Source organism: Mesorhizobium sp. dw_380 (assembly GCF_018588885.1).
Classification (GTDB): domain Bacteria; phylum Pseudomonadota; class Alphaproteobacteria; order Rhizobiales; family Rhizobiaceae; genus Mesorhizobium.
The window spans coordinates 230,087-250,310 of record NZ_JAFFIW010000007.1 but is presented as its reverse complement, the minus strand read 5'-3'; the positions used below and the strand labels follow the sequence as shown (position 1 = coordinate 250,310).

Sequence of the window (20,224 nt, the reverse complement as noted above, 5' to 3'; positions counted from 1 at the left end):
TGTTTTGGGGACAGCGCCAACATCAGTTATTCAATCCGGCCCAAATCCCGGTGACGTCGCACTCCCGTCATCGAGCTTCGACAGCCACTCGACCAGCGTCGGGCGATAGCGGGTCAGGCCCTTGTAGTTGGCCAGTTCCTCGGGCAGGTCGCGGATGACGCGGTGCAGGCGCCGCGCCCATTTCGGCTGCGTCACCAGTTCGTCCATCTTGATCAGGTAGCAGCGGATCGGAAAGACGATGCCGTTGGAGCGCGGCAGCCGCCAGAAGCTCTGCAGTTCGACACGAAGATGCACCTTGTCGCCGACATTCTCCGGCGTCACAGTTGCCCGGTCCGGGCCCCATTTGTGGTAGTTTTCCGGACTGGTGTCGAGGCGCGGGTTGATGGTCATCGTCCAGTTGAGCCGCCGCGCTGGCTTGCCCTGCTGGATGTTGGTGAGGAATTTCAGCGCGCGGGTGAAGATTCCCTTCTCATGCGCCAGCGGCACCGGCGCGTGCCACTCGAAGAAGTTCATGCCGATGTCGAAGTCGAGCGACCAGTCGGCCTGGGTGGTGACCATGCCGGCGTCCATCCACAGATTGCCGTCGCGCTGGTCGAGGATGCAGAAATCGCCCTGGCTCTGCCGGGTAATGTATTCCATCGGTCCGTAAGGCAGCGTCGAGGTGTCGCCGAAAGTGAAAGTGTCGTCGATGCCGAGCGGCCGGTTGATCCAACGCCAGCGGTCGCCATCGCGTGTCAAGGTGAAATGCTCGGGATAGCCCAGCGCCTGCTGCTCCATCAGGAGCTCCAGCAGGTCCCAGCCGGCGAGCGTCATGTGCGGCAAGGACTGGCAGCGCAGCGGATCCTCGGCCAGCACCAAAGCGCGGTCCTGCATCTCGGCGACATAGTGTTCGTCGACGTCGATCAGGTTTTCCAGCACGCTGCCTTTCGGCCCGACGACATGCGGCTCGATGTTGACGGCGTACATGTAGGCGTCTTCGTGAAACGGGAACGGAAACCGCCTGATGTGCTCCGGGCTGTTCTTGAAGGTGAAATCGTCGCGGAACGTTTCCTTGCGAAAGGTGATGCCCATCTTCGCCTCCTATCTTTCCAAAACCAACGACCGACCCTCGAAGCGCGACACGCACGGCATGATCTTGCAGCCGGAGCGATGGTCTTCCTCGCTCAGCCAGTGGTCGTTGTGGATGAACTTGCCGTCGGATGAGATGACATTGGTTTCGCACTGGCCGCAGACGCCGCCGCGGCAGAGATAGGGCGGATCGACACCGGCCGCCTCGATCGCCTCGAGCAGGCTCTGCTGCTCGCCGACCCGGATCACTTTGCCGCTGACGGCCAGCGTCACATCGAAAGGCAGCCCGGGCTGGGGTGCCGCGAAATGCTCGAAATGCACGGCCTCCGACGGCCAACCCAAGCTTGCTGCGCGATCGCGCACCCAGTTGATCATACCGGACGGACCGCAGACATAGAGATGCGTCCCGAGCGGCTGTGTCGACAGCAGCCGGTCGAGATCGATGCGCTCGTCACGGTCGTCATGATAGAGCCTGACGCGCCTGTTGTAACGCTCCCGCAGCACGTCGGCATAGGTAGCGAGCGAAGCGGTGCGGCAGGTGTAGTGCAGTTCGAAATTGCCGCCCTGCCCCGCCAGCTGTGCGGTCTGCGCCATGAAGGGCGTGATGCCGATGCCGCCGGCCAGCATCAGATTTTTCTTCGCCCTGAGGTCGAGCGAGAACAGATTGACGGGATAGCTGATCACCATCTCCAGGCCCGGCCTGACGTTGCGGTGCATGAACAGCGAGCCGCCGCGGCCGATATCGTCGCGGCGCACCGAGATCGTGTATTCGCTGGTGTCGAGCGGCGAGCCCATCAGCGAATAGGGATTGAGCCTTGTGCGCTCGCCATCACGCATCTCGACCACAACATGGGCGCCGCCGGAAAAGGTCGGTAACAGCTCGCCGTCGCGCCGGCGGAAATGGAAGCGGGTGACGAGGTCGTTGACGGGAACGACATCGCTGACCACGACATCGAGCTTGGTGGTGCCGGTGCTCATGGAAAGGCCTCCTCGATCGGAGGAATTTCAGTGCGGTCCTCGGCATTGATGCAGACGCCCTGGAAGGCGGCGAGACGCCGGGAATAGTGATCGCGCACCAGAAGCAGCAGGCCGCAATGCGCGCAGGTGGCCGGCTGTGTCGTCACGTTCTCGGTGATGCCCTTGCAGTGCACGCATTGCATGCGCCGCGCCAGCGAGCCGCGATGCTCGGTCTGGATCGAGGTGTGATCGATGCCGGCTTCAAGTGCGACCTGCATCGCCTGGCCGATCAGGCCTTCGGTGCCGGAGAGATAAAGGCGCAGACCCATATGGGCGTTGGTCAGCGTCTGCTTCAACCGCGGCAGCAGGCTGGCGAAGGACGGCGCCTGATGAAACTGCGCCGGCCTCAGCGCTTCGAGCATGCCGACATGCTTGCCGTCAGGGCCGGGAATGAAGACGATTTCCGCACCGTCGAAAAAGCCGGCTGGGGCTCTTGCGGCCATGTCTGAAATAGCGAGCGCCCCTTCGGCATCGGCGATGAAAAGATGGTGTTTGCCGGGCTGCGGAGAGAGCGTTCCATAGACCGGCCGGCTGATGATGCTTTTGGCTGCCATTTAAATCTTCGTGCCTCGAACCCCTCGCTGTTGATTATGCCTCAGCCCTTCGCTGTGCGCTTGGTCTTCTTCGGATCATCAAACGGCAATGGCTGCGCCGTCGCCTTGATCGATCCGCTTTTGTTGCGGATTTCGAGCTTGGTGTCCTTGACGGCGCAGTCGACGTCGAGGCGGGCGATGCCCATCGATTTCTCGACCAGCGGCGAATACATGGCGCAGGTCACCACCCCGACTTTCTTGCCGTCGCGGTAGACCGGCGCGCCCTCGTCTGCCGGCTCCTTGCCGTCGAGCAGAACGCCAAAAATCTTGAAGCGCTCCTTGCCCTTGAGACGGTAGTGCTCCTCGGCACCGCGAAAACCGGTCTTGCCGGGGCTGACGGTGAAGTCGAGGCCGAGTTCCCACAGCGTGTCGCCGGGGCCTTCATTCTCGAACGGATATTTTTGCGAATTGTCGTAGGGATAGAACAGCAGATAGCTCTCGACCCGCAGCATGTCGAGCGTGGTGAAGCGGCATGGAATGATGCCGGCGCCCTTGCCCTCCTCAAGAATCCTGTCCCAGATCGTGCCGGCATCCTGACCACGGCAGAAGATCTCGTAGCCGCGCTCGCCGGTGTAGCCGGTGCGCGAGATCATCACCGGAAAACCGAACAGCTGCGTCTGCACGTGGTGGAAGTAGTTGAGATCGCGGATACCAGGCACATGTTTGGCGAGATAGTCGACCGCGGCCGGCCCTTGCAGCGACAAATCATGCAGATTGTCGTCGAAGCGCAGCGACACGTCACGGCCCATCGCCGCGCGCTGCAACTCTTCATGGCCGGTACCCGAGCCATGCACCACCATCCAGGCGTTCGGGCCGGTGCGGTAGAGGATGCAGTCGTCGGTGAATTTTCCCGCCTCGTTCAGCATGCAGGCATAGGCCGACTTGCCGGGATAAATCTTCTCGACATCGCGCGTGGTGGCGAGGTCGATCAGATGCGAGGCGTGCGGCCCGGTGACGTGAACTTTCTTCAGGCCCGACACATCCATCAGCCCGGCTTTGGTGCGGATGGCGATGTACTCCTCGTCGGCATCCTTGTCGTAGGTCCAGGCGGTTCCCATGCCGCTCCAGTCTTCGAGCTTCGAACCCAGCGCGCGGTGGCGATCCGCCAAGGTCGAAAATCTCCAGGATGCCGTCATCCGCTCGTCCTCCGTTTCAAAATCCATTGTTCCCTGCTCCTTGGCGCAAGGGCCGGAGCTTTGGGTTGAATATTGATCGTAAACGCGGGGGAGCCGCAATCCCCTGAAAGCAAATAATTTCATTGTCAGGCAAAATTGACCGCTCTAACCAAACAGTTAACTCAGCGTAAATTCGACTTGACAATTGCGGAAATCGGCCCGAATTTATGAAAAAAATTTCACTCTCTTGAAAGAGGGCGGCGCGCGGTGAATTCGGAACCGGGTGCCGGGAAAAGGGGAAAACCGATGTCAGACCTGCAGCGGCGCATCGAAGCGCTGTACCGTTCCGATTTGCGCGGATCAGCGTTGCTGATCATCTGTCTGTGGGCGACGATCCTCTTCGTCCTCTTCATGACATGGCCCTACATTCCGGACGGCGGCATCAAGGCCGTGGTCGCGATTGCCGCCGCCGCCGTGCTGATCTTCAACACGGCCGCGATCCTGGCGATGGTCAAGCACTACAAGGAAGACAAGGACTTCATCTACGGCCTCGACATCAAGAACGCCGACGCATCCCGCAACCGCAAGTCCTGAGGGGAAAAACCATGTCCCGCTATACGCCGCCGGAGCAGAGCAAGGCCGGGCAAGTCTTCGATATCGCCGTCGTTGTCGTCGCCATTTTCGTGGCACTCTGGTTGCCGCTGAAGCTCGGTCTGGCGGGTGCCGCGAAATCCATCGACGCGCTCGACGCCAAGACATGGGAAGCGCTCGGCCAGAATCCGACCATGGCGTCGATCTGGGAAAAGCTCGGCTATACGCCGGAGACCGCGCACGACATCATCCAGAACCGTTTCCACTACATCATCGACTGGCCGACGCTGATCATCATGGCAGCCGTCCTGATCGGTTATTTCGTGTTCCTGTTCCGGGCATCCGATCGCGAGTATCGCGATGTCATTAACGAGAAGTTCGAAGACAAGTAATCCGGGGGCAAGATCATGTGGATAGCACTCTCTTACGCATGCTGGGGCATCTCGATCGTGCTCGCGCTGTGGATGCTCTACGACTGGTTCAAGGTCGACACGACCTACTCCGAGGACGTTCTGACCTCGTCGCGCGAAGGCGAGCTTGAAGCCGTCTCCGAAAAACACCGGATCTGAGTGGGGATTGAGCGATGACCGTCGCGGTTGAGAATACCATCACCACCACCATTCACGGCGACCGGGTATCGCTGCTCAGGGTGCTTGGCCCTGCCCATGTCTGGGCGCTCGGGGTCGGCATCGTTCTGGTCGGCGAGTTCACCGGCTGGAATTTCTCCGCGGACAAGGGCGGCGCGCTTGCCGCCCTGATCGTCTGCTGGATCGTCGGCCTGCTCTACACATCCGTCGCCATGATCGATTCCGAGGTGACGTCGACGGTGGCCGCCGCCGGCGGCCAGTATGCGCAGGCCAAGCACATCGTCGGACCGCTGATGGCCTTCAATGTCGCGCTGTTCCTGGTCTTCGCCTATACGATGCTCGAAGTGTCCGACGCCATCCTGCTCGGCGATACGATCGTCGCCAAGGCCGGCGTCGAAGGGCTCACCCACAATTCCTTCATCGCCGCCACCATAGTGGTCCTGGCATGGCTCAACTATCGCGGCGTTCTGATGACGCTCAACGTCAATTTCGTCATCACCGCGATCGCCTATATCTCGATCGTCATCCTGTTCTTCTCGGTCAGCCCGTGGACGCAAGGGGCGGTGCTGAAGCTCAACGAGCTGGTCACGCCCGGCAACGCGCTGCCCTATGGCTGGATCGGTGTCATCGCCGCCTTCCAGTTCGGCATCTGGTACTATCTCGGCATTGAGGGCACCACGCAGGCCGCCGAGGAAGTGCGCTCGCCTGCCCGCTCGCTGCCCTACGGGACCATGGCCGGCATGATCACGCTTCTGATCGCCGCCGCTATGACCTGGTATGTCTGCGCCTCGCTGATGCCCTGGGAATATCTCGGCATCACCTATTACCCGCTTTGGGACGCCGGCAAGCTGACCGGCAGCCCGCTGCTGGAAAACCTGCTGTTCGTCGCCACGCTGCTTGCCGCACTGGCCTCCGCCAATGGCTGCATCAACGATGCGGCGCGCGCCTGGTTCTCGCTTGGCCGCGACCGCTACCTGCCGAGCTGGTTCTCGGCGGTTCACCCGAGGTACCGCACACCCTACCGCTCGATCCTGTTCCTGCTGCCGATCGCGCTCGCCTTCGCCTTCATCGCCGACCTCAACCAGGCGATCACCTTCTCGATCCTGTCGGGCGTGCTGCAATACACCTTCATGAGCATCAACATCATGATGTTCCGCAAGAAGTGGCCGCTGGGTTCGATCCGCCGTGGTTACACCCACCCTTTCCATCCGCTGCCGGCGATCGTGCTGTTCTGCCTCTGCGTGGTGACCTTCTTCGCCATCTTCCTCGGCTTCGGCTCGCAGCTGATCGCCATGGTCGCCTTCTACTTCCTGATCTCCCTGTGGTTTCACTTCTATCGCTACAGATTCGTGCGGCGCGGCGACCAGTTCACCATGCCGTGGCCGAAACCGCAGGGCTATTGATGGGAGACGGCCCGCCCAGATCATTGGCGGGCCGGACATGACAAAATGTCCGAGGTGACATCAGCACTGCTTGCCGGGGCGATTGTCCTCGCTCTCGTCCTTCATCTTGCGTTGCTGGCGCGCCGCAGCCGCAACAGGGTTTCGGCGGCGCTCGCCGCCGACGAGGCCGGCATTCGCGCCGTCATTGCCGACGCGGCCAATGTCTCGGACGGCACCGCCGGTGTCATCACCTGGGAGGGTACGTGGAACGGCCAGCGCGTCCAGCTGCGCACCATCGTCGATACGCTGGCGACGCGAAAGCTCCCGGCCCGCTGGCTCAGCGTTTCGATCACCGAAAGCGTCGCGGTGTCCGCCACCTTCGACATGATGATGCGGCCGGGCTCGCCGACGACCTTCTCCAATTTCGACCATCTCCAGCATACGCTGCCGAAGGCTCCGGGATTTCCAGCCGAGGCGGTGCTGCGAACCGACCGTAGAGGGACGCGCTTCCCGCAAGGCATCATCGCCGATCACCTGGAACCCTTTTCAGAAGGGCGCGCCAAGGAATTGCTGATCACGCCGAAGGGTGTACGCATCGTCTGGCTGCTGGCGGAAGCCGAGCGGGCACGCTACGGCGTTTTCCGGCAAGCCGCGTTCGGCGACATGCAGATCGATCCGGCGCTGATCCAGCGGCTGCTCACCTCTCTCTCGGGACTCCGCGACGCCATCAACCAAAGCGAACGGCGAGCCGCATGACCAGTTCAAACACTTCGCCGGCACCGGCGAACCCCTATCTCGTCCTGGGTGCGGCAATCGTGCTGCCGGCCAGCGGCCATGTCATTCTCGGCGTGCCTGTGCGCGGGCTGCAGTTTCTTTTCTTCATGGTGATCCTGGCGTGGGTCACCGCCAAGATCGCGCCGCCCGATGCCAGCTTCATCGGCCGTCATGCCGGCGGCTTCCTGATCTATGCGCTATCGATCCTCGACGCCTATAAGCTCGCCCGCGTCCGCCATGCGCTATGGGTTCACAAGGCCCACGATGGAAGTGACAATTCGCAAGGCGGCATTGCGCCGCATATGTAACTAGAGGAAAATTTTTTTCATACGATTGAATTTAGGACGTTCATTCGATACATCATTTCGGAGCCACAAACGTCGGGAGGCTGACATGTGCGGAATCGTCGGACTTTTTTTGAAGGACAAGTCGCTGGAGCCGAAGCTCGGCGCGATGCTGTCGGAGATGCTGGTCTCGCTCAGCGATCGCGGTCCGGACAGTGCAGGCATTGCCATCTATGGCGCCGCCTCCAAGAATGAGGCCAAGATCACTATCCAGTCGGCAAAGCCGGCGCGCGATTTTCATGGCCTCGATGCCGAGCTTGCCAAGGCGATCGGCGCACCGGTGGGCATTGCGGTGAAATCGACCCATGCCGTCGTCAGAACCCGCCCCGACAAGATCGATGAGGCCCGCGAGGCCATCCAGACACTGCGCCCCGACATCCGCATCATGGGGGCCGGCGATGTTGTCGAGATCTACAAGGAAGTCGGCCTGCCGGAGGCGGTCGTCGATCGTTTCGATGTCCGCAAGATGACCGGCACGCATGGCATCGGCCACACCCGCATGGCGACGGAATCGGCTGTGACGACGATGGGCGCGCATCCGTTCTCGACCGGCGCCGACCAGTGCCTGGTGCACAATGGCTCGCTGTCCAACCACAACAATGTCCGCCGCGAGCTGATCCGCGAAGGCATGAAATTCGAAACCGAGAACGACACGGAGGTCGCGGCCGCCTATCTCTCTTCGCAGATGGCGCATGGCAAGAACCTCGGCGAAGCGCTGAAAGGCACGCTGTCGGACCTCGACGGCTTCTTCACCTTCGTCGTCGGCACCAAGAACGGTTTCGGCGTGGTGCGCGATCCGATCGCCTGCAAGCCCGCCGTGATGGCCGAGACCGACCAATATGTAGCCTTTGGCTCGGAGTATCGCGCGCTGACCAAACTGCCCGGCATAGACAATGCGAGGGTCTGGGAACCGGAACCCGCAACCGTCTATTTCTGGGAGCATTGAATTCATGCCGGCAATTAACCTTTCAAAGACGGCGGCGAGCGATCACGCCTCTCGGGTGTTCGACCTCGATCAGATGTCGCTGCGCGAGCTCAACCAGGCGCTGCACAATTTGACCCCCGGCTCGAACGAGACCGCGTGGGAAGTGTTGAACCCGAAAGGCAGCCATTCGGTCGCCGTCGGCGTCGACCAGCCTGTCACCATCGATGTGCGCGGCAGCGTCGGCTACTATTGCGGCGGTATGAACTCCGGCAGCGCCATCACCGTGCATGGTTCGGCGGGCCCCGGCGTCGGCGAGAACATGATGTCGGGCTCGATCACGATCAAAGGCGATGCCAGCCAGTATGCCGGCGCCACCGGCAAGGGCGGGCTGCTGGTCATTGAGGGTAATGCGTCGTCGCGTTGCGGCATTTCGATGAAAGGCATCGACATCGTCGTGCACGGCAATATAGGCCACATGTCGGCCTTCATGGCGCAGTCCGGCAATCTGGTGGTGCTGGGCGATGCGGGAGACGCGCTGGGCGATTCCATCTACGAGGCACGGCTGTTCGTGCGCGGCAAGGTCGACAGCCTTGGCGCCGACTGCATCGAAAAGGCGATGCGGCCCGAGCATCTGGAACTGCTGCAGGGCTTGCTCGACCGCGCCGGCGTCACCGGCGCCAAGCCATCGGAGTTCAAGCGCTACGGTTCGGCGCGCACCCTCTACAATTTCAATATCGACAACGCCGACGCGTATTGAGGCAGCATGACCTATCGCAACCCGCCGACGACGCCGCGCAAATCCGCGACTTTCGACGACTACACGCTTTCCGAAATCCGCCGCGCGGCGGCGACCGGTATCTATGATATCCGGGGCGCCGGCGCCAAGCGCAAGCTGCCGCATTTCGATGATCTCTTGTTCCTCGGCGCCTCGATTTCGCGCTATCCGCTCGAAGGCTACCGGGAGCGTTGCGACACCAGCGTGGTGCTGGGCTCGCGCCATGCCAAGAAGCCGATCGAGCTGAAAATCCCGATCACCATCGCCGGCATGAGCTTTGGCTCGCTGTCGGGCCCGGCCAAGGAGGCGCTCGGCCGCGGCGCGACGCTGTCCGGCACCTCGACCACCACCGGCGACGGCGGCATGACCGAGGAAGAACGTGGCCATTCCAAGCAACTGGTCTATCAATATTTGCCGTCGCGCTACGGCATGAACCTGCGTGACCTGCGCCGCGCCGACGCCATCGAAGTCGTGGTCGGCCAAGGCGCCAAGCCAGGCGGCGGCGGCATGCTGCTCGGACAGAAGATTTCCGATCGCGTCGCCGAGATGCGCACGCTGCCCAAAGGCATCGACCAGCGCTCGGCCTCGCGTCATCCAGACTGGACCGGCCCCGACGATCTCGAGATCAAGATCCTCGAACTGCGCGAAATCACCGACTGGGAAAAGCCGATCTATGTCAAGGTCGGCGGCGCCCGCCCCTATTACGATACTGCGCTTGCGGTGAAGGCCGGCGCCGATGTCGTCGTCGTCGACGGCATGCAAGGCGGCACCGCCGCCACGCAGGAAGTGTTCATCGAGAATGTCGGCCAGCCGACGCTTGCCTGCATCAGGCCGGCGGTACAGGCGCTGCAGGATCTTGGCATGCACCGCAAGGTGCAGCTGATCGTCTCCGGCGGCATCCGCAACGGCGCCGACGTCGCCAAGGCGCTGGCGCTCGGCGTCGACGCGGTCTCGATCGGCACGGCGGCCCTTGTCGCGCTCGGCGACAACGATCCGCGCTGGGAGGCGGAGTACAACGAACTCGGCACCACGGCCGGCGCCTATGACGATTGGCACGAGGGCCGCGACCCGGCCGGCATCACCACGCAGGATCCCGAACTGATGAAGCGGGTCGACCCGGTGGCCGCCGGCCGCCGGCTGGCGAACTACCTCAAGGTGATGACGCTGGAGGCGCAGACAATCGCACGAGCCTGCGGCAAGAACAGCCTGCATAATCTCGAACCCGAGGACCTCGTCGCGCTGACGATCGAGGCAGCCGCCATGGCCGGCGTCCCGCTGGCCGGCACCAACTGGATACCAGGGAAGAACGGCTTCTAATCAACGATGGGCCGAAGGCCATATGCTTTAGGGCCAACAAAAAATGGGGAACTTCCGTGACAGCTGATCTTGCAGAATTCGCAAGGGCGAAAAACGTCAAATATTTCATGATTTCCTACACCGACCTGTTCAGTGGCCAGCGTGCCAAGCTGGTGCCGGCGCAGGCGATCGCCGACATGCAGAAGGATGGCGCAGGCTTTGCCGGCTTCGCCACCTGGCTCGATCTGACGCCGGCGCATCCCGACATGCTGGCGGTTCCGGATCCGGACTCCGTCATCCAGCTGCCGTGGAAGCCTGAGGTCGCCTGGGTCGCCGCCAACTGCATCATGGACGACAAGGAGGTCGACCAGGCGCCGCGCAACACGCTGAAGCGATTGATCGCGGAAGCCGCCAGCGCCGGCATGCACGTCAAGACCGGTGTCGAGGCCGAGTTCTTCCTGATCTCGCCGGACGGCAAGACGATCTCGGACGAATACGACACGGCCTCGAAGCCGTGCTACGACCAGCAAGCGGTGATGCGCCGCTACGATGTCATCGCAGAGATCTGCGACCATATGCTGGCGCTCGGCTGGGGCGCCTATCAGAACGACCACGAGGATGCCAACGGCCAGTTCGAGATGAATTGGGCCTTCGACGATGCGCTGGCGACCGCCGACAAGCACTCCTTCTTCAAGTTCATGGTCAAGTCGATCGCGGAAAAACACGGCTTGCGCGCGACCTTCATGCCCAAACCCTTCCAGGGGCTGACCGGCAATGGCTGCCACGCCCATATCTCGGTATGGGACGAGACCGGCAAGACCAATGTGTTTGCCGACAACTCGATGGAACTCGGCCTGTCGGCCAAGGGCAAAAACTTCCTCGGCGGCATCATGAAGCACGCTTCGGCCCTTGCCGCGATCACCAATCCGACCGTCAATTCCTATAAGCGCATCAACGCCCCGCGCACCATTTCGGGCGCCACCTGGGCGCCGAACACGGTGACCTGGACCGGCAACAACCGCACCCACATGGTGCGCGTGCCCGGCCCCGGCCGCTTCGAGCTGCGCCTGCCCGACGGCGCGGCCAACCCCTATTTGCTGCAGGCCGTCATCATCGCCGCCGGCCTCGACGGCATCCGCTCCAAGGCCGATCCCGGCAAGCGCTACGACATCGACATGTACCAGCTCGGCCATACCGTCACGGACGCACCGAAACTACCGCTCAACCTGCTCGACGCGCTGCGCGAGTTCGACAACGACAAATCGCTAAAGGCGGCGCTGGGTGAGGAATTTTCGTCGGCATATCTAAAGCTGAAGCAGCAAGAATGGAATTCTTATGCTTCGCACTTCACGCAGTGGGAGCGCGACCACACGCTGGACATTTAACTGTCTAGCGGTGCGAGCGGCTCGGAATGAACTGAATGAAATACTCGATCTTCTCGCTCGCCCGCGCTGCCTTTTCCGGCCACAAGAATTGGCAGCGCACCTGGCGCGATGCCAGTCCGAAGGACCGCTACGACGTGGTGATCATCGGCGGCGGCGGCCATGGCCTGGCCACCGCCTGGTTCCTTGCCAGCGAATACGGCATCAGGAATGTCGCGGTGCTGGAAAAAGGCTGGATCGGCTCCGGCAATGCCGGCCGCAACACCACCATCATCCGCTCCAATTATGGCTTGCCCGGCAATACCGGCTTCTACGAACTGTCGATGAAGCTGTGGGAGCGAATGGAGCAGGACCTCAACTACAACGCGATGGTCAGCCAGCGCGGCGTCGTCAACCTCTACCATTCCGATGCGCAGCGCGACGCCTATGCCAGGCGCGGCAACACCATGCGCATCAACGGCATCGATGCCGAACTGCTCGACCTCGCCGCGGTCAGGAAGATGATGCCGTTCCTGAATTTCGACAATGCGCGCTTTCCCGTGCAGGGCGGACTCTTGCAGCGGCGCGGCGGCACGGCACGGCATGACGCCGTGGTCTGGGGCTATGCCCATGCGGCGAGTGCGCTCGGCGTCGACATCATCCAGAACTGCGAAGTCACGGGCTTTGTCAGGGACGCCAACGGCAAGGTGACCGGCGTCGAGACCTCGCGCGGCAGGATCGGCGCCGGCAAGGTCGGCATGGCGGTCGCCGGCTCCTCCTCGCGCGTCGCGGCGATGGCGGGCCTGCGCCTGCCGATCGAAAGCCATGTGCTGCAAGCCTTCGTCTCCGAGGCAATCAAGCCGCTGATCCCCAATGTCATGACCTTCGGCGCCGGCCATTTCTATGTCAGCCAGTCGGACAAGGGCGGGCTGGTCTTCGGCGGCGACATTGACGGCTACAATTCCTACGCCCAGCGCGGCAACATGCCTGTCATGGAGGACGTCTGCGAGGGTGGCATGGCGCTGATGCCGATGATCGGCCGCGTGCGCCTCTTACGCCAATGGGGCGGCATCATGGACATGTCGATGGACGGCTCGCCGATCATCGACAAGACGCCGGTGGACGGGCTCTACCTCAATGCCGGCTGGTGCTATGGCGGGTTCAAGGCAACGCCGGGATCGGGCCTTGTCTTTGCGCACCTCCTGGCCCGCGACGAATCGCATGCGGAGGCGGCGCGGTTCCGCCTCGACCGCTTCCGGACGGGTGCCATGATCGACGAAAAGGGCCAGGGCGCCCAACCGAACCTTCACTGAGGACGGTCACATGCGCATTGTCTGTCCCTTCTGCGGCGAACGCGAACTTGGCGAGTTCACCTATCTCGGCGACGCCAAGCCGGTGCGGCCGGCGGCCGGCGCTTCGGAAGACGAGGTCTTCGACTACGTCTATCTGCGCGACAATGTCGCCGGCGACACCAGCGAATACTGGTATCATGGCGGCGGCTGCCGGGCCTGGCTGAAGGTCACCCGCAACACGCTGACGCACGAGATTTCGGCCGTGGAGCCAGCGGCGGGCGTTGGGGCGAGGCAGGCTGCAAGATGAGTTTTTCTGTTCAGGTCAGTGCCGCCCCTCATCCGCCTGCCGGCACCTTCTCCCCGTATAGTGACGGGGAGAAGGGAGATAGCCGGAACCTCGGCGCGCTTCTTGCAACGTCAATGATTGGCGAAATCGTGAACGAGAGCGTCCTTCTCCCCGTCACTATACGGGGAGAAGTGCCCGGCAGGGCGATGAGGGGCAGCGCGACGTCCTGGTATGAGGCTGCATCGTGACATCCTTCCAGGAAAATCGCCTCGAATCCGGCGGCCTCATCGATCGCTCGGCGCCGCTGAACTTCCGCTTCGACGGCAAGAGCTTTTACGGCTTCCAGGGCGACACGCTCGCGTCGGCGCTGGTCGCCAACGGCGTCAAGCTGGTCGGCCGCTCGTTCAAATACCACCGCCCGCGCGGCATTCTGACCGCGGGTTCGGAAGAGCCGAACGCGCTGGTCGAACTGCGCACGGGCGCGAGGCGCGAGCCGAACACCAAGGCGACGACAGCCGAGCTCTATGACGGGCTCGAGGCGGCCAGCCAGAACCGTTGGCCGTCGCTGCGCTTCGATGTGATGTCGGTGAACCAGCTGTTCTCACCGATCTTCGTCGCCGGCTTCTACTACAAGACCTTCATGTGGCCGGCGAAGTTCTGGGAGGCGATATACGAACCGGCGATCCGACGCGCCGCCGGTCTCGGCCGCGCCGCCGGCGTTGCCGATCCCGACCGCTACGACAAGGCCTGGGCGCATTGCGACGTGCTGATCGCCGGTTCCGGCCCGACCGGCCTGGCGGCGGCACTCGCCGCCGGTCGCGCGGGTGCCCGTGTCATCCTGTGCGAAGAGGATTTTACGCTCGGCGGCCGCCTGCTGTCCGATGGCGGCACGATCGACGGGCTCCCGGCAGCCGAGTGGATTTCACGGACTCTGGCCGAACTGGCGACAATGCCGGATGTCCGCATCATGACCCGAACGACGCTGTTCGGCGTCTATGATGGCGGCACCTATGGCGCGATCGAGCGGGTCAACGACCATTTGCCCTCGCCGCCCGAACATCAGGTGCGGCAGCGGCTGTGGCGGATCGTGGCAAAACGCTGCGTGGTGGCCGCCGGTGCCATCGAGCGGCCGATCGTCTTTGCCGGCAACGACACGCCCGGCGTGATGATGGCGTCCGCCATGCGGACCTATGTCGCGCGTTATGCGGCGACGCCGGCAAAACGCATCGCACTGTTCACCAACAATGAGGATGGCTGGCGCACGGTCGAGGCGGCACTCGGCGCGGGCTTGCAAATCGCCGCGGTTATCGATGCACGGGCCGATGTTTCACCTGCCCACCGTTCACTGGCATCCAAGGGCGGCTTTCCGGTGCTGCATGGCGCCGTCAGCGGCGTCGACGGCGGCAAGGATGGCGTGAGAAAAATCGCGGTGTCGCTGGCCGGCGGCGCGCGCGCCGAGGTCGAGGTGGACGGGCTTGCGGTTTCGGGCGGCTGGAACCCGGCGGTCGGGCTCACCTCCTATCATCGCGGCCGGCCGAAATGGCGCGACGACATTGCCGCCTTCGTTCCCGATGGCGCGCCTCCCGGCATGGTCGCCGCCGGAGCCGCAACCGGCGCCTTCGGCCTCGGCGCTTGCCTGAGCCAGGGTTTTGCCGCCGGCGCTGTAGCGGCACGTGATGCGGGACACAATGGCAAGGCAGGCACCGCGCCTATCGCCGATGACGAGGCCTTCTCATTGACGCCGCTCTGGCACGTCGCCGGCAAGGGCAAGGCGTTTGTCGACTACCAGCACGATGTCACCGCTTCCGATATCGAACTGGCGCAGCGCGAAGGTTTTGAATCGGTCGAGCACCTGAAGCGCTACACCACGCTCGGCATGGCGACCGACCAGGGCAAGACCTCGAACGTCGCCGGCCTTGCCATCATGGCTGAAGTCTCCGGCAGATCCATTCCCGAGACCGGCACGACGATCTACCGGCCGCCTTATGTGCCGGTCGCCATCGGCGCCTTCGCCGGCCATCACCGCGACGAGACGTTCCACGCCACAAGATTGACGCCGTCACATCATTGGGCGGAAGAACAGGGCGCTGTTTTCGTCGACACAGGTCTGTGGAAGCGGGCGCAATGGTATCCCCGCGCGGGCGAGAAGGACTGGCTGGAATCGGTGGCCCGCGAGGTCAAGGCGGTGCGTGGCGGCGTCGGCTTCTGCGATGTCTCGACGCTTGGCAAGATCGATGTGCATGGCCCGGATGCCGGCGCCTTCCTCGACCGTGTCTACATCAACACCTTCTCCAACCTCGCCGTTGGCAAGGCGCGTTACGGTCTGATGCTGCGCGAGGACGGCATCGTCCATGACGACGGCACGACGTCGCGGCTGGCCGAAGACCATTATTTCCTGACCACCACCACGGCCAAGGCCGGGCTGGTGATGCAGCATCTCGAATTCTGCCGGCAGGTGCTGTTTCCCGAACTCGACGTGCAGCTGACCTCGGTCTCCGACCAGTGGGCGCAATTTTCGATCGCGGGACCGAGGACCCGCGACCTGCTCAAGGAGATCGTCGATCCGGCGGAGGACCTTTCCAACGAGGGCTTCCCGTTCATGGGCGCACGGGAAGTGGCGTTGCGCGGCGGCATCAAGGCGCGGCTGTTTCGCATCTCCTTCTCCGGCGAGATGGCGTTCGAGATTTCGGTGCCGGCGCGCTTTGGCCAGGCCATGGCGCGCAATCTGATGCTGGCCGGAAAACAATTTGGCGTGACCCCTTACGGCACCGAGGCGCTCGGCGTCATGCGTATCGAAAAGGGCCACATCGCCGGACCGGAACTGAACGGCACGACGACGGCCGCCGATCTCGGCCTGGGCAAGATGATGTCGACCAAGAAGGATTTCATTGGCCGCGTCATGGCCGGCCGCGAGGCGCTGGTCGCACCGGACCGGCAGGTCGTGGTCGGCATCAAGCCGACCGACAAGGCCCGCCGGCTGCGCTCCGGCGCACATATCATCCCGAAGGGGCAGACGCCCGGACCGGATAATGACCAGGGCTACGTCACCTCGGTCTGTTTCTCGCCGACATCAGACCAATGGATCGGGCTTGCCCTGGTTGAGCGCGGCCGCGAACGCATCGGCGAGATCGTCCATGCTCATGATCCGCTGCGCGGCGAGGACTATGATGTCGAGCTGTGCAATCCCGTCTTCTACGATCCGGATGGAGGGCGCCAGCGTGGCTGAGTTTTCCTGGGTCTCCCGCAGTCCGTTGGAGCATGCGCTTGTCGCCGGTGCGCATGGCGCTCGCGGTGGCGAGGCCGGCGTCTCGCTGACCGAAATCCGCAATTTCGACCTGATCCAGGTGATGGCGCGGCGCGGCAAGGCGGTCGACCTGGCTAATGCCGCGAAGGAGCGTTTCGGCGTTGCCGCTCCGGATGCGCCCAAGGCCGTGCAGGCGCAGGATGCCACGCTGATCTGGTCAGGGCCGGATCAGTTCTTCGTCCTGTCGAGGGGCGGCAAGCACAGGATTGGCGCGCTCGGCCAAACGTTCGCGCAATCGGCGTCGCTGTCCGACCAATCGCATGCGCGGGTCTTGATCAGCATTTCGGGCGCCAAGGCGCGGACGATGCTGGCCAAGCTGTCATCGATCGATTTGCACCCGGCAGCGTTCCCTGTTGGCATGGCCGCCGCTACTTCGATGGATCACACCAGCGTCACGCTCTGGCGCGGCAATGACCGAACGGATGGACAGGCGGTGTTTAATCTGCTGGTGTTCGCCACCTTTGCCGAGAGCCTTTGGCACTCGATCCTCGACTCGGCTGCCGAGTATGGCGTCGACATCAAACATTCAGAGGAACTTTAGTTCGACAATTGTAGATCTCGGCGCCGCCCCTCATTGCCCTGCCGGGCATTTCTCCCCGTATAATGACGGGGAGAAAGACGCTGGCCGCACTCCTCGGCGCTGGTTCTGCAACGTTGGCGATTGGCGAAACCGGCCACGACAGCGCCCTTCGCCCCGTTTACGGGGAGAAGATGGCGGCAGCCAGATGAGGGGCAGCGCTGACGTTCGGAAGATGAAGCTGAGTAGCGAATTCATCCCTGTGTTCACATCCGGGCCGCCACCTCAGCCTTGCCAAACGCGATCCCCCTGCTATTCTTGCTGCTAAAATAATTTTACACACAGGCAAACTTGTTTCTCGAACCGCAAGGCTGAGATGAGCCAGTCGCCCTACCCTGCCGTCGCAGCCGGACCGCCCCGGCCAAGCCTCATCCTGAGGCCTGGGCAGATCGCGCTGCCGTCGGGCATGGAGCGCTATACGATCCAAGGCAACGGCGCTGTGCTGATCGAGGTCGAGGCCGGCGATACGATCACGGTGCGCAATGTCGAGGGCGGCCAGGCTTGCGAGCTGCTGGCATGGGACAGCACGGGCGGGACCGATCCAGGCATCTTCGCTGAAATTTCGAACAGCAATGCCGCTGGTATCAAGGCGCTGCTGGTCGATGGCGGCGACAGCCTCGCTTCGGTGCGCCGTGGCCTCGCACGCCGGCAGGTTCAGCTCGATCAGGCCAAGGCGGTGCGGGTGTTCGGCAGTGCGACACCCGTTGGGTCAGAGCAGAGTTTTACCGTCGCGCGCGACGGCTCGATGCTGATTGCAGCACCCGGCGGGCCGATGCTGGTCGATGGCCACGACACCACGACGCCGCTTACGATCATCGTCCGGCGCAACACGATCCGCCCCGCGGCGCGATCACAGCTTGCCGATCCGCTCGCCGATCCGGTGCTCGATCTGCGCGTCCATTCGGCGACGGCGGAATCCTATTTCGTCAAGGCGGGCGACTATCTGCAGATCATCGATGTCGACGGCCGCCAGTGCACCGACTTCCAGTGCTTTTCGGCGCGCAAGCTGGACAAGGGCCTCGGCCATCCGCTCGACGTGACGACGACGCGCACGCTGATGGGCGCGAGCTATCCGATGCCCGGTCTGCATTCGAAATATTACGACCAGGACATGGAGCCGCTGGTCGAGGTGGTGCAGGACACATGCGGCCGGCACGACGCCTTCGCACTCGCCTGTGCCGCTAAATATTATGACGATATCGGCTATCCCGGGCACACCAATTGCTCGGAAAATTTCAATCGGGCGCTGGCCGACAAGGGCGTCAATCCCCGCGCCGGCTGGATGGCCATCAACTTCTTCTTCAACACGGCGATCGACGCGCATGGTGTCATGGTGTCGGACGAGCCATGGTCGCGGCCGGGCGACTATGTGCTGCTGAGGGCACTGACCGACATCGTCTGCGTCTCCTCGGCCTGCCCCGACGACACGACACCGGCCAATGGCTGGGACCTGACCGACATCCACGTGCGGACCTATTCCGGCCAGCACAAATTCTCGCGAGCGATCGCCAGACGCATGACGCCCGATTCGGAACCGAAAATGACCCGCGAGACAGCTTTTCATTCGAGCTTTGCCAAGCATACCCGCAACTTCGTCGAGTACAGGGGCTACTGGCTGGCCAACTCCTTCGCCAAGGACGGGCCAATCGCCGAATATTGGGCCTGCCGGCAGGACGCCGTGATCATGGACCTGTCGCCGCTGCGCAAGTTCGAGGTCACCGGCCCGGATTCCGAGGCGCTGCTGCAATACACGCTGACCCGCGACGTCAAGAAACTCGGCGTCGGCCAAGTCGTCTATTCCGCCATGTGTTACGAGCACGGCGGCATGATCGACGACGGCACGCTGCTCAGGCTTGGCAAGGATAATTTCCGCTGGGTCGGCGGCGACGATCTGTCCGGCGAATGGCTGCGCGAAACGGCCAAAAAGCATGGGCTCAATGTGCTCGTGCGATCGTCGACCGACCAGATGCACAATGTCGCCGTGCAGGGTCCGAAGAGCCGCGACATCCTTCGAGAGGTGATCTGGACCTCGCCGCTGCAGCCGTCGATCGATGAGCTCGAATGGTTCCGCTTCGCCGTCGCCCGCATCGGCGGCGGCAACGGCATTCCGGTCGTCGTCTCGCGCACCGGTTATACCGGCGAGCTTGGCTACGAGATCTGGTGCCACCCGCGCGACGCCGAGAACGTGTTCGACGCGATCTGGGAAGCCGGCCAGCCGCATGGGCTGAAGCCGATGGGCCTGCAGGCGCTCGACATGGTGCGCATCGAAGCCGGGCTCATTTTCGCAGGCTACGAGTTTTCCGACCAGACCGATCCCTTCGAGGCCGGCATCGGCTTCACCGTGCCGCTGAAGACCAAGACCGACGATTTCATCGGCCGCGAGGCGCTGATCCGGCGCAAGGAAAACCCGCAGAATAAGCTGGTCGGGCTCGACATCGACAGCAATGTCGCGGTCGGCCATGGCGACTGCGTGCATGTCGGCCGTGCCCAGATCGGCGTCGTCACCTCAGGTATGCGCTCGCCGGTGCTCGGCAAGAACATCGCGCTGGCGCGGCTTGACGTCACCCATGCGGCCATCGGCACCGAGGTCGAGATCGGCAAGCTCGATGGTCATGCCAAGCGGCTGCCGGCGCATGTCGTTGGCTTCGCCCATTACGATCCGCAGAAGACAAGACCACGCTCCTAACTACCCGAACCTGGCACGCGACGACGCCTGTCGGCGAAACCCGTCGAGCGTGTTGTTGTGCCCGCGCGCAAGCGTGATGTGCACGGCTTCACAAAACGCTTGACGTGAAAGCGCGACGGATCGATCTTCACTCTTAAGAAAAAAATGCGACTGAGTGGAAACACCGGAGTCGTGCGGTCATGTGCCGGGGGCAAGCTTCGCAAAGCCGAGGCATCGCCGGCGGGGAACATTCGAAAAAAGGGGAAGTCACT

19 protein-coding genes are annotated in these 20,224 nt (G+C 63.0%); 15 read left to right on the top strand and 4 right to left on the bottom strand.

The window, feature by feature from the left end; translation table 11 throughout:
* Window positions 1-30: 30 nt before the first annotated feature.
* Genes JT360_RS10150 through JT360_RS10135 form a run of 4 tightly spaced genes read right to left on the bottom strand, consistent with a single transcriptional unit; the run spans window position 31 to window position 3,814 of the window.
* Window positions 31-1,071, bottom strand: a complete 1,041-nt coding sequence (locus JT360_RS10150; RefSeq protein WP_214471382.1) for a heme-dependent oxidative N-demethylase family protein — start codon at window positions 1,069-1,071, stop codon at window positions 31-33.
* Between the two features lie 9 nt (window positions 1,072-1,080).
* On the bottom strand, window positions 1,081-2,046 hold the full coding sequence (locus tag JT360_RS10145) for a PDR/VanB family oxidoreductase (RefSeq protein ID WP_214471381.1): 966 nt from the start codon (window positions 2,044-2,046) through the stop codon (window positions 1,081-1,083).
* On the bottom strand, window positions 2,043-2,639 hold the full coding sequence (locus JT360_RS10140; protein WP_214471380.1) for a dimethylamine monooxygenase subunit DmmA family protein: 597 nt from the start codon (window positions 2,637-2,639) through the stop codon (window positions 2,043-2,045). The genes JT360_RS10145 and JT360_RS10140 overlap by 4 nt, the downstream gene beginning before the upstream one ends.
* Window positions 2,640-2,680: 41 nt before the next feature.
* Window positions 2,681-3,814, bottom strand: a complete 1,134-nt coding sequence (locus JT360_RS10135; protein WP_214471397.1) for an aminomethyl transferase family protein — start codon at window positions 3,812-3,814, stop codon at window positions 2,681-2,683.
* A gap of 285 nt (window positions 3,815-4,099) precedes the next feature.
* Between JT360_RS10135 and JT360_RS10130 the strand changes: the two genes are divergently transcribed.
* The 15 genes from JT360_RS10130 (at window position 4,100) to JT360_RS10060 (ending at window position 19,973) form a co-directional block, all read left to right on the top strand.
* Window positions 4,100-4,387: a hypothetical protein gene (locus tag JT360_RS10130; RefSeq protein WP_214471379.1), complete on the top strand. Its 288-nt coding sequence runs from the start codon at window positions 4,100-4,102 to the stop codon at window positions 4,385-4,387.
* An 11-nt stretch (window positions 4,388-4,398) separates the two neighbouring features.
* The gene (locus JT360_RS10125) at window positions 4,399-4,776 is read left to right on the top strand and encodes a hypothetical protein (protein WP_214471378.1); all 378 of its coding nucleotides are present in this window, start codon (window positions 4,399-4,401) and stop codon (window positions 4,774-4,776) included.
* A 15-nt stretch (window positions 4,777-4,791) separates the two neighbouring features.
* The gene (locus tag JT360_RS10120; RefSeq protein ID WP_140638582.1) at window positions 4,792-4,953 is read left to right on the top strand and encodes a hypothetical protein; all 162 of its coding nucleotides are present in this window, start codon (window positions 4,792-4,794) and stop codon (window positions 4,951-4,953) included.
* Between the two features lie 14 nt (window positions 4,954-4,967).
* Window positions 4,968-6,374 (top strand): APC family permease, encoded by a 1,407-nt coding sequence (locus JT360_RS10115; protein WP_214471377.1) that lies wholly within the window; start codon window positions 4,968-4,970, stop codon window positions 6,372-6,374.
* Between the two features lie 45 nt (window positions 6,375-6,419).
* The gene (locus JT360_RS10110) at window positions 6,420-7,109 is read left to right on the top strand and encodes a hypothetical protein (RefSeq protein WP_214471376.1); all 690 of its coding nucleotides are present in this window, start codon (window positions 6,420-6,422) and stop codon (window positions 7,107-7,109) included.
* Entirely contained in the window at window positions 7,106-7,435 is a 330-nt protein-coding gene (locus tag JT360_RS10105) for a hypothetical protein (RefSeq protein ID WP_214471375.1), read from the top strand. The genes JT360_RS10110 and JT360_RS10105 overlap by 4 nt, the downstream gene beginning before the upstream one ends.
* An 85-nt stretch (window positions 7,436-7,520) precedes the next feature.
* The gene (locus JT360_RS10100) at window positions 7,521-8,417 is read left to right on the top strand and encodes a class II glutamine amidotransferase (protein ID WP_214471374.1); all 897 of its coding nucleotides are present in this window, start codon (window positions 7,521-7,523) and stop codon (window positions 8,415-8,417) included.
* A 4-nt stretch (window positions 8,418-8,421) separates the two neighbouring features.
* On the top strand, window positions 8,422-9,153 hold the full coding sequence (locus JT360_RS10095) for a GltB/FmdC/FwdC-like GXGXG domain-containing protein (protein ID WP_214471373.1): 732 nt from the start codon (window positions 8,422-8,424) through the stop codon (window positions 9,151-9,153).
* A gap of 6 nt (window positions 9,154-9,159) precedes the next feature.
* Complete coding sequence (locus tag JT360_RS10090) at window positions 9,160-10,488, top strand: FMN-binding glutamate synthase family protein (protein WP_010914750.1); 1,329 nt, start codon at window positions 9,160-9,162, stop codon at window positions 10,486-10,488.
* Window positions 10,489-10,544: 56 nt separating this feature from the next.
* On the top strand, window positions 10,545-11,852 hold the full coding sequence (gene glnT / locus JT360_RS10085; RefSeq protein ID WP_214471372.1) for a type III glutamate--ammonia ligase: 1,308 nt from the start codon (window positions 10,545-10,547) through the stop codon (window positions 11,850-11,852).
* A 35-nt stretch (window positions 11,853-11,887) separates the two neighbouring features.
* Window positions 11,888-13,141 carry a sarcosine oxidase subunit beta family protein gene (locus tag JT360_RS10080; RefSeq protein ID WP_214471371.1) on the top strand — a complete coding sequence of 418 codons (1,254 nt, stop codon included), beginning with the start codon at window positions 11,888-11,890 and terminating at the stop codon, window positions 13,139-13,141.
* A gap of 10 nt (window positions 13,142-13,151) precedes the next feature.
* Complete coding sequence (locus JT360_RS10075; RefSeq protein ID WP_214471370.1) at window positions 13,152-13,427, top strand: sarcosine oxidase subunit delta; 276 nt, start codon at window positions 13,152-13,154, stop codon at window positions 13,425-13,427.
* Window positions 13,428-13,650: 223 nt separating this feature from the next.
* Window positions 13,651-16,632, top strand: coding sequence for a sarcosine oxidase subunit alpha (locus tag JT360_RS10070; protein ID WP_214471369.1), 2,982 nt, complete (start codon window positions 13,651-13,653; stop codon window positions 16,630-16,632).
* Window positions 16,625-17,251, top strand: coding sequence for a sarcosine oxidase subunit gamma (locus tag JT360_RS10065; protein WP_214471368.1), 627 nt, complete (start codon window positions 16,625-16,627; stop codon window positions 17,249-17,251). The genes JT360_RS10070 and JT360_RS10065 overlap by 8 nt, the downstream gene beginning before the upstream one ends.
* A gap of 352 nt (window positions 17,252-17,603) precedes the next feature.
* Window positions 17,604-19,973, top strand: a complete 2,370-nt coding sequence (locus tag JT360_RS10060) for a trimethylamine N-oxide demethylase (RefSeq protein ID WP_214471367.1) — start codon at window positions 17,604-17,606, stop codon at window positions 19,971-19,973.
* Window positions 19,974-20,224 lie beyond the last annotated feature (251 nt).

Bases quoted from the DNA above. Each gene is read 5' to 3' on its own strand.
- JT360_RS10090 (WP_010914750.1), top strand. From the start codon at position 9,160: ATGACCTATCGCAACCCGCCGACGACGCCGCGCAAATCCGCGACTTTC.
- JT360_RS10150 (WP_214471382.1), bottom strand. From the start codon at position 1,071: ATGGGCATCACCTTTCGCAAGGAAACGTTCCGCGACGATTTCACCTTC.
- JT360_RS10105 (WP_214471375.1), top strand. From the start codon at position 7,106: ATGACCAGTTCAAACACTTCGCCGGCACCGGCGAACCCCTATCTCGTC.
- JT360_RS10120 (WP_140638582.1), top strand. From the start codon at position 4,792: ATGTGGATAGCACTCTCTTACGCATGCTGGGGCATCTCGATCGTGCTC.
- JT360_RS10080 (WP_214471371.1), top strand. From the start codon at position 11,888: ATGAAATACTCGATCTTCTCGCTCGCCCGCGCTGCCTTTTCCGGCCAC.
- JT360_RS10145 (WP_214471381.1), bottom strand. From the start codon at position 2,046: ATGAGCACCGGCACCACCAAGCTCGATGTCGTGGTCAGCGATGTCGTT.
- JT360_RS10115 (WP_214471377.1), top strand. From the start codon at position 4,968: ATGACCGTCGCGGTTGAGAATACCATCACCACCACCATTCACGGCGAC.
- JT360_RS10135 (WP_214471397.1), bottom strand. From the start codon at position 3,814: ATGACGGCATCCTGGAGATTTTCGACCTTGGCGGATCGCCACCGCGCG.
- JT360_RS10100 (WP_214471374.1), top strand. From the start codon at position 7,521: ATGTGCGGAATCGTCGGACTTTTTTTGAAGGACAAGTCGCTGGAGCCG.
- JT360_RS10075 (WP_214471370.1), top strand. From the start codon at position 13,152: ATGCGCATTGTCTGTCCCTTCTGCGGCGAACGCGAACTTGGCGAGTTC.
- JT360_RS10110 (WP_214471376.1), top strand. From the start codon at position 6,420: ATGTCCGAGGTGACATCAGCACTGCTTGCCGGGGCGATTGTCCTCGCT.
- JT360_RS10095 (WP_214471373.1), top strand. From the start codon at position 8,422: ATGCCGGCAATTAACCTTTCAAAGACGGCGGCGAGCGATCACGCCTCT.
- JT360_RS10130 (WP_214471379.1), top strand. From the start codon at position 4,100: ATGTCAGACCTGCAGCGGCGCATCGAAGCGCTGTACCGTTCCGATTTG.
- JT360_RS10060 (WP_214471367.1), top strand. From the start codon at position 17,604: ATGAGCCAGTCGCCCTACCCTGCCGTCGCAGCCGGACCGCCCCGGCCA.
- JT360_RS10140 (WP_214471380.1), bottom strand. From the start codon at position 2,639: ATGGCAGCCAAAAGCATCATCAGCCGGCCGGTCTATGGAACGCTCTCT.
- JT360_RS10125 (WP_214471378.1), top strand. From the start codon at position 4,399: ATGTCCCGCTATACGCCGCCGGAGCAGAGCAAGGCCGGGCAAGTCTTC.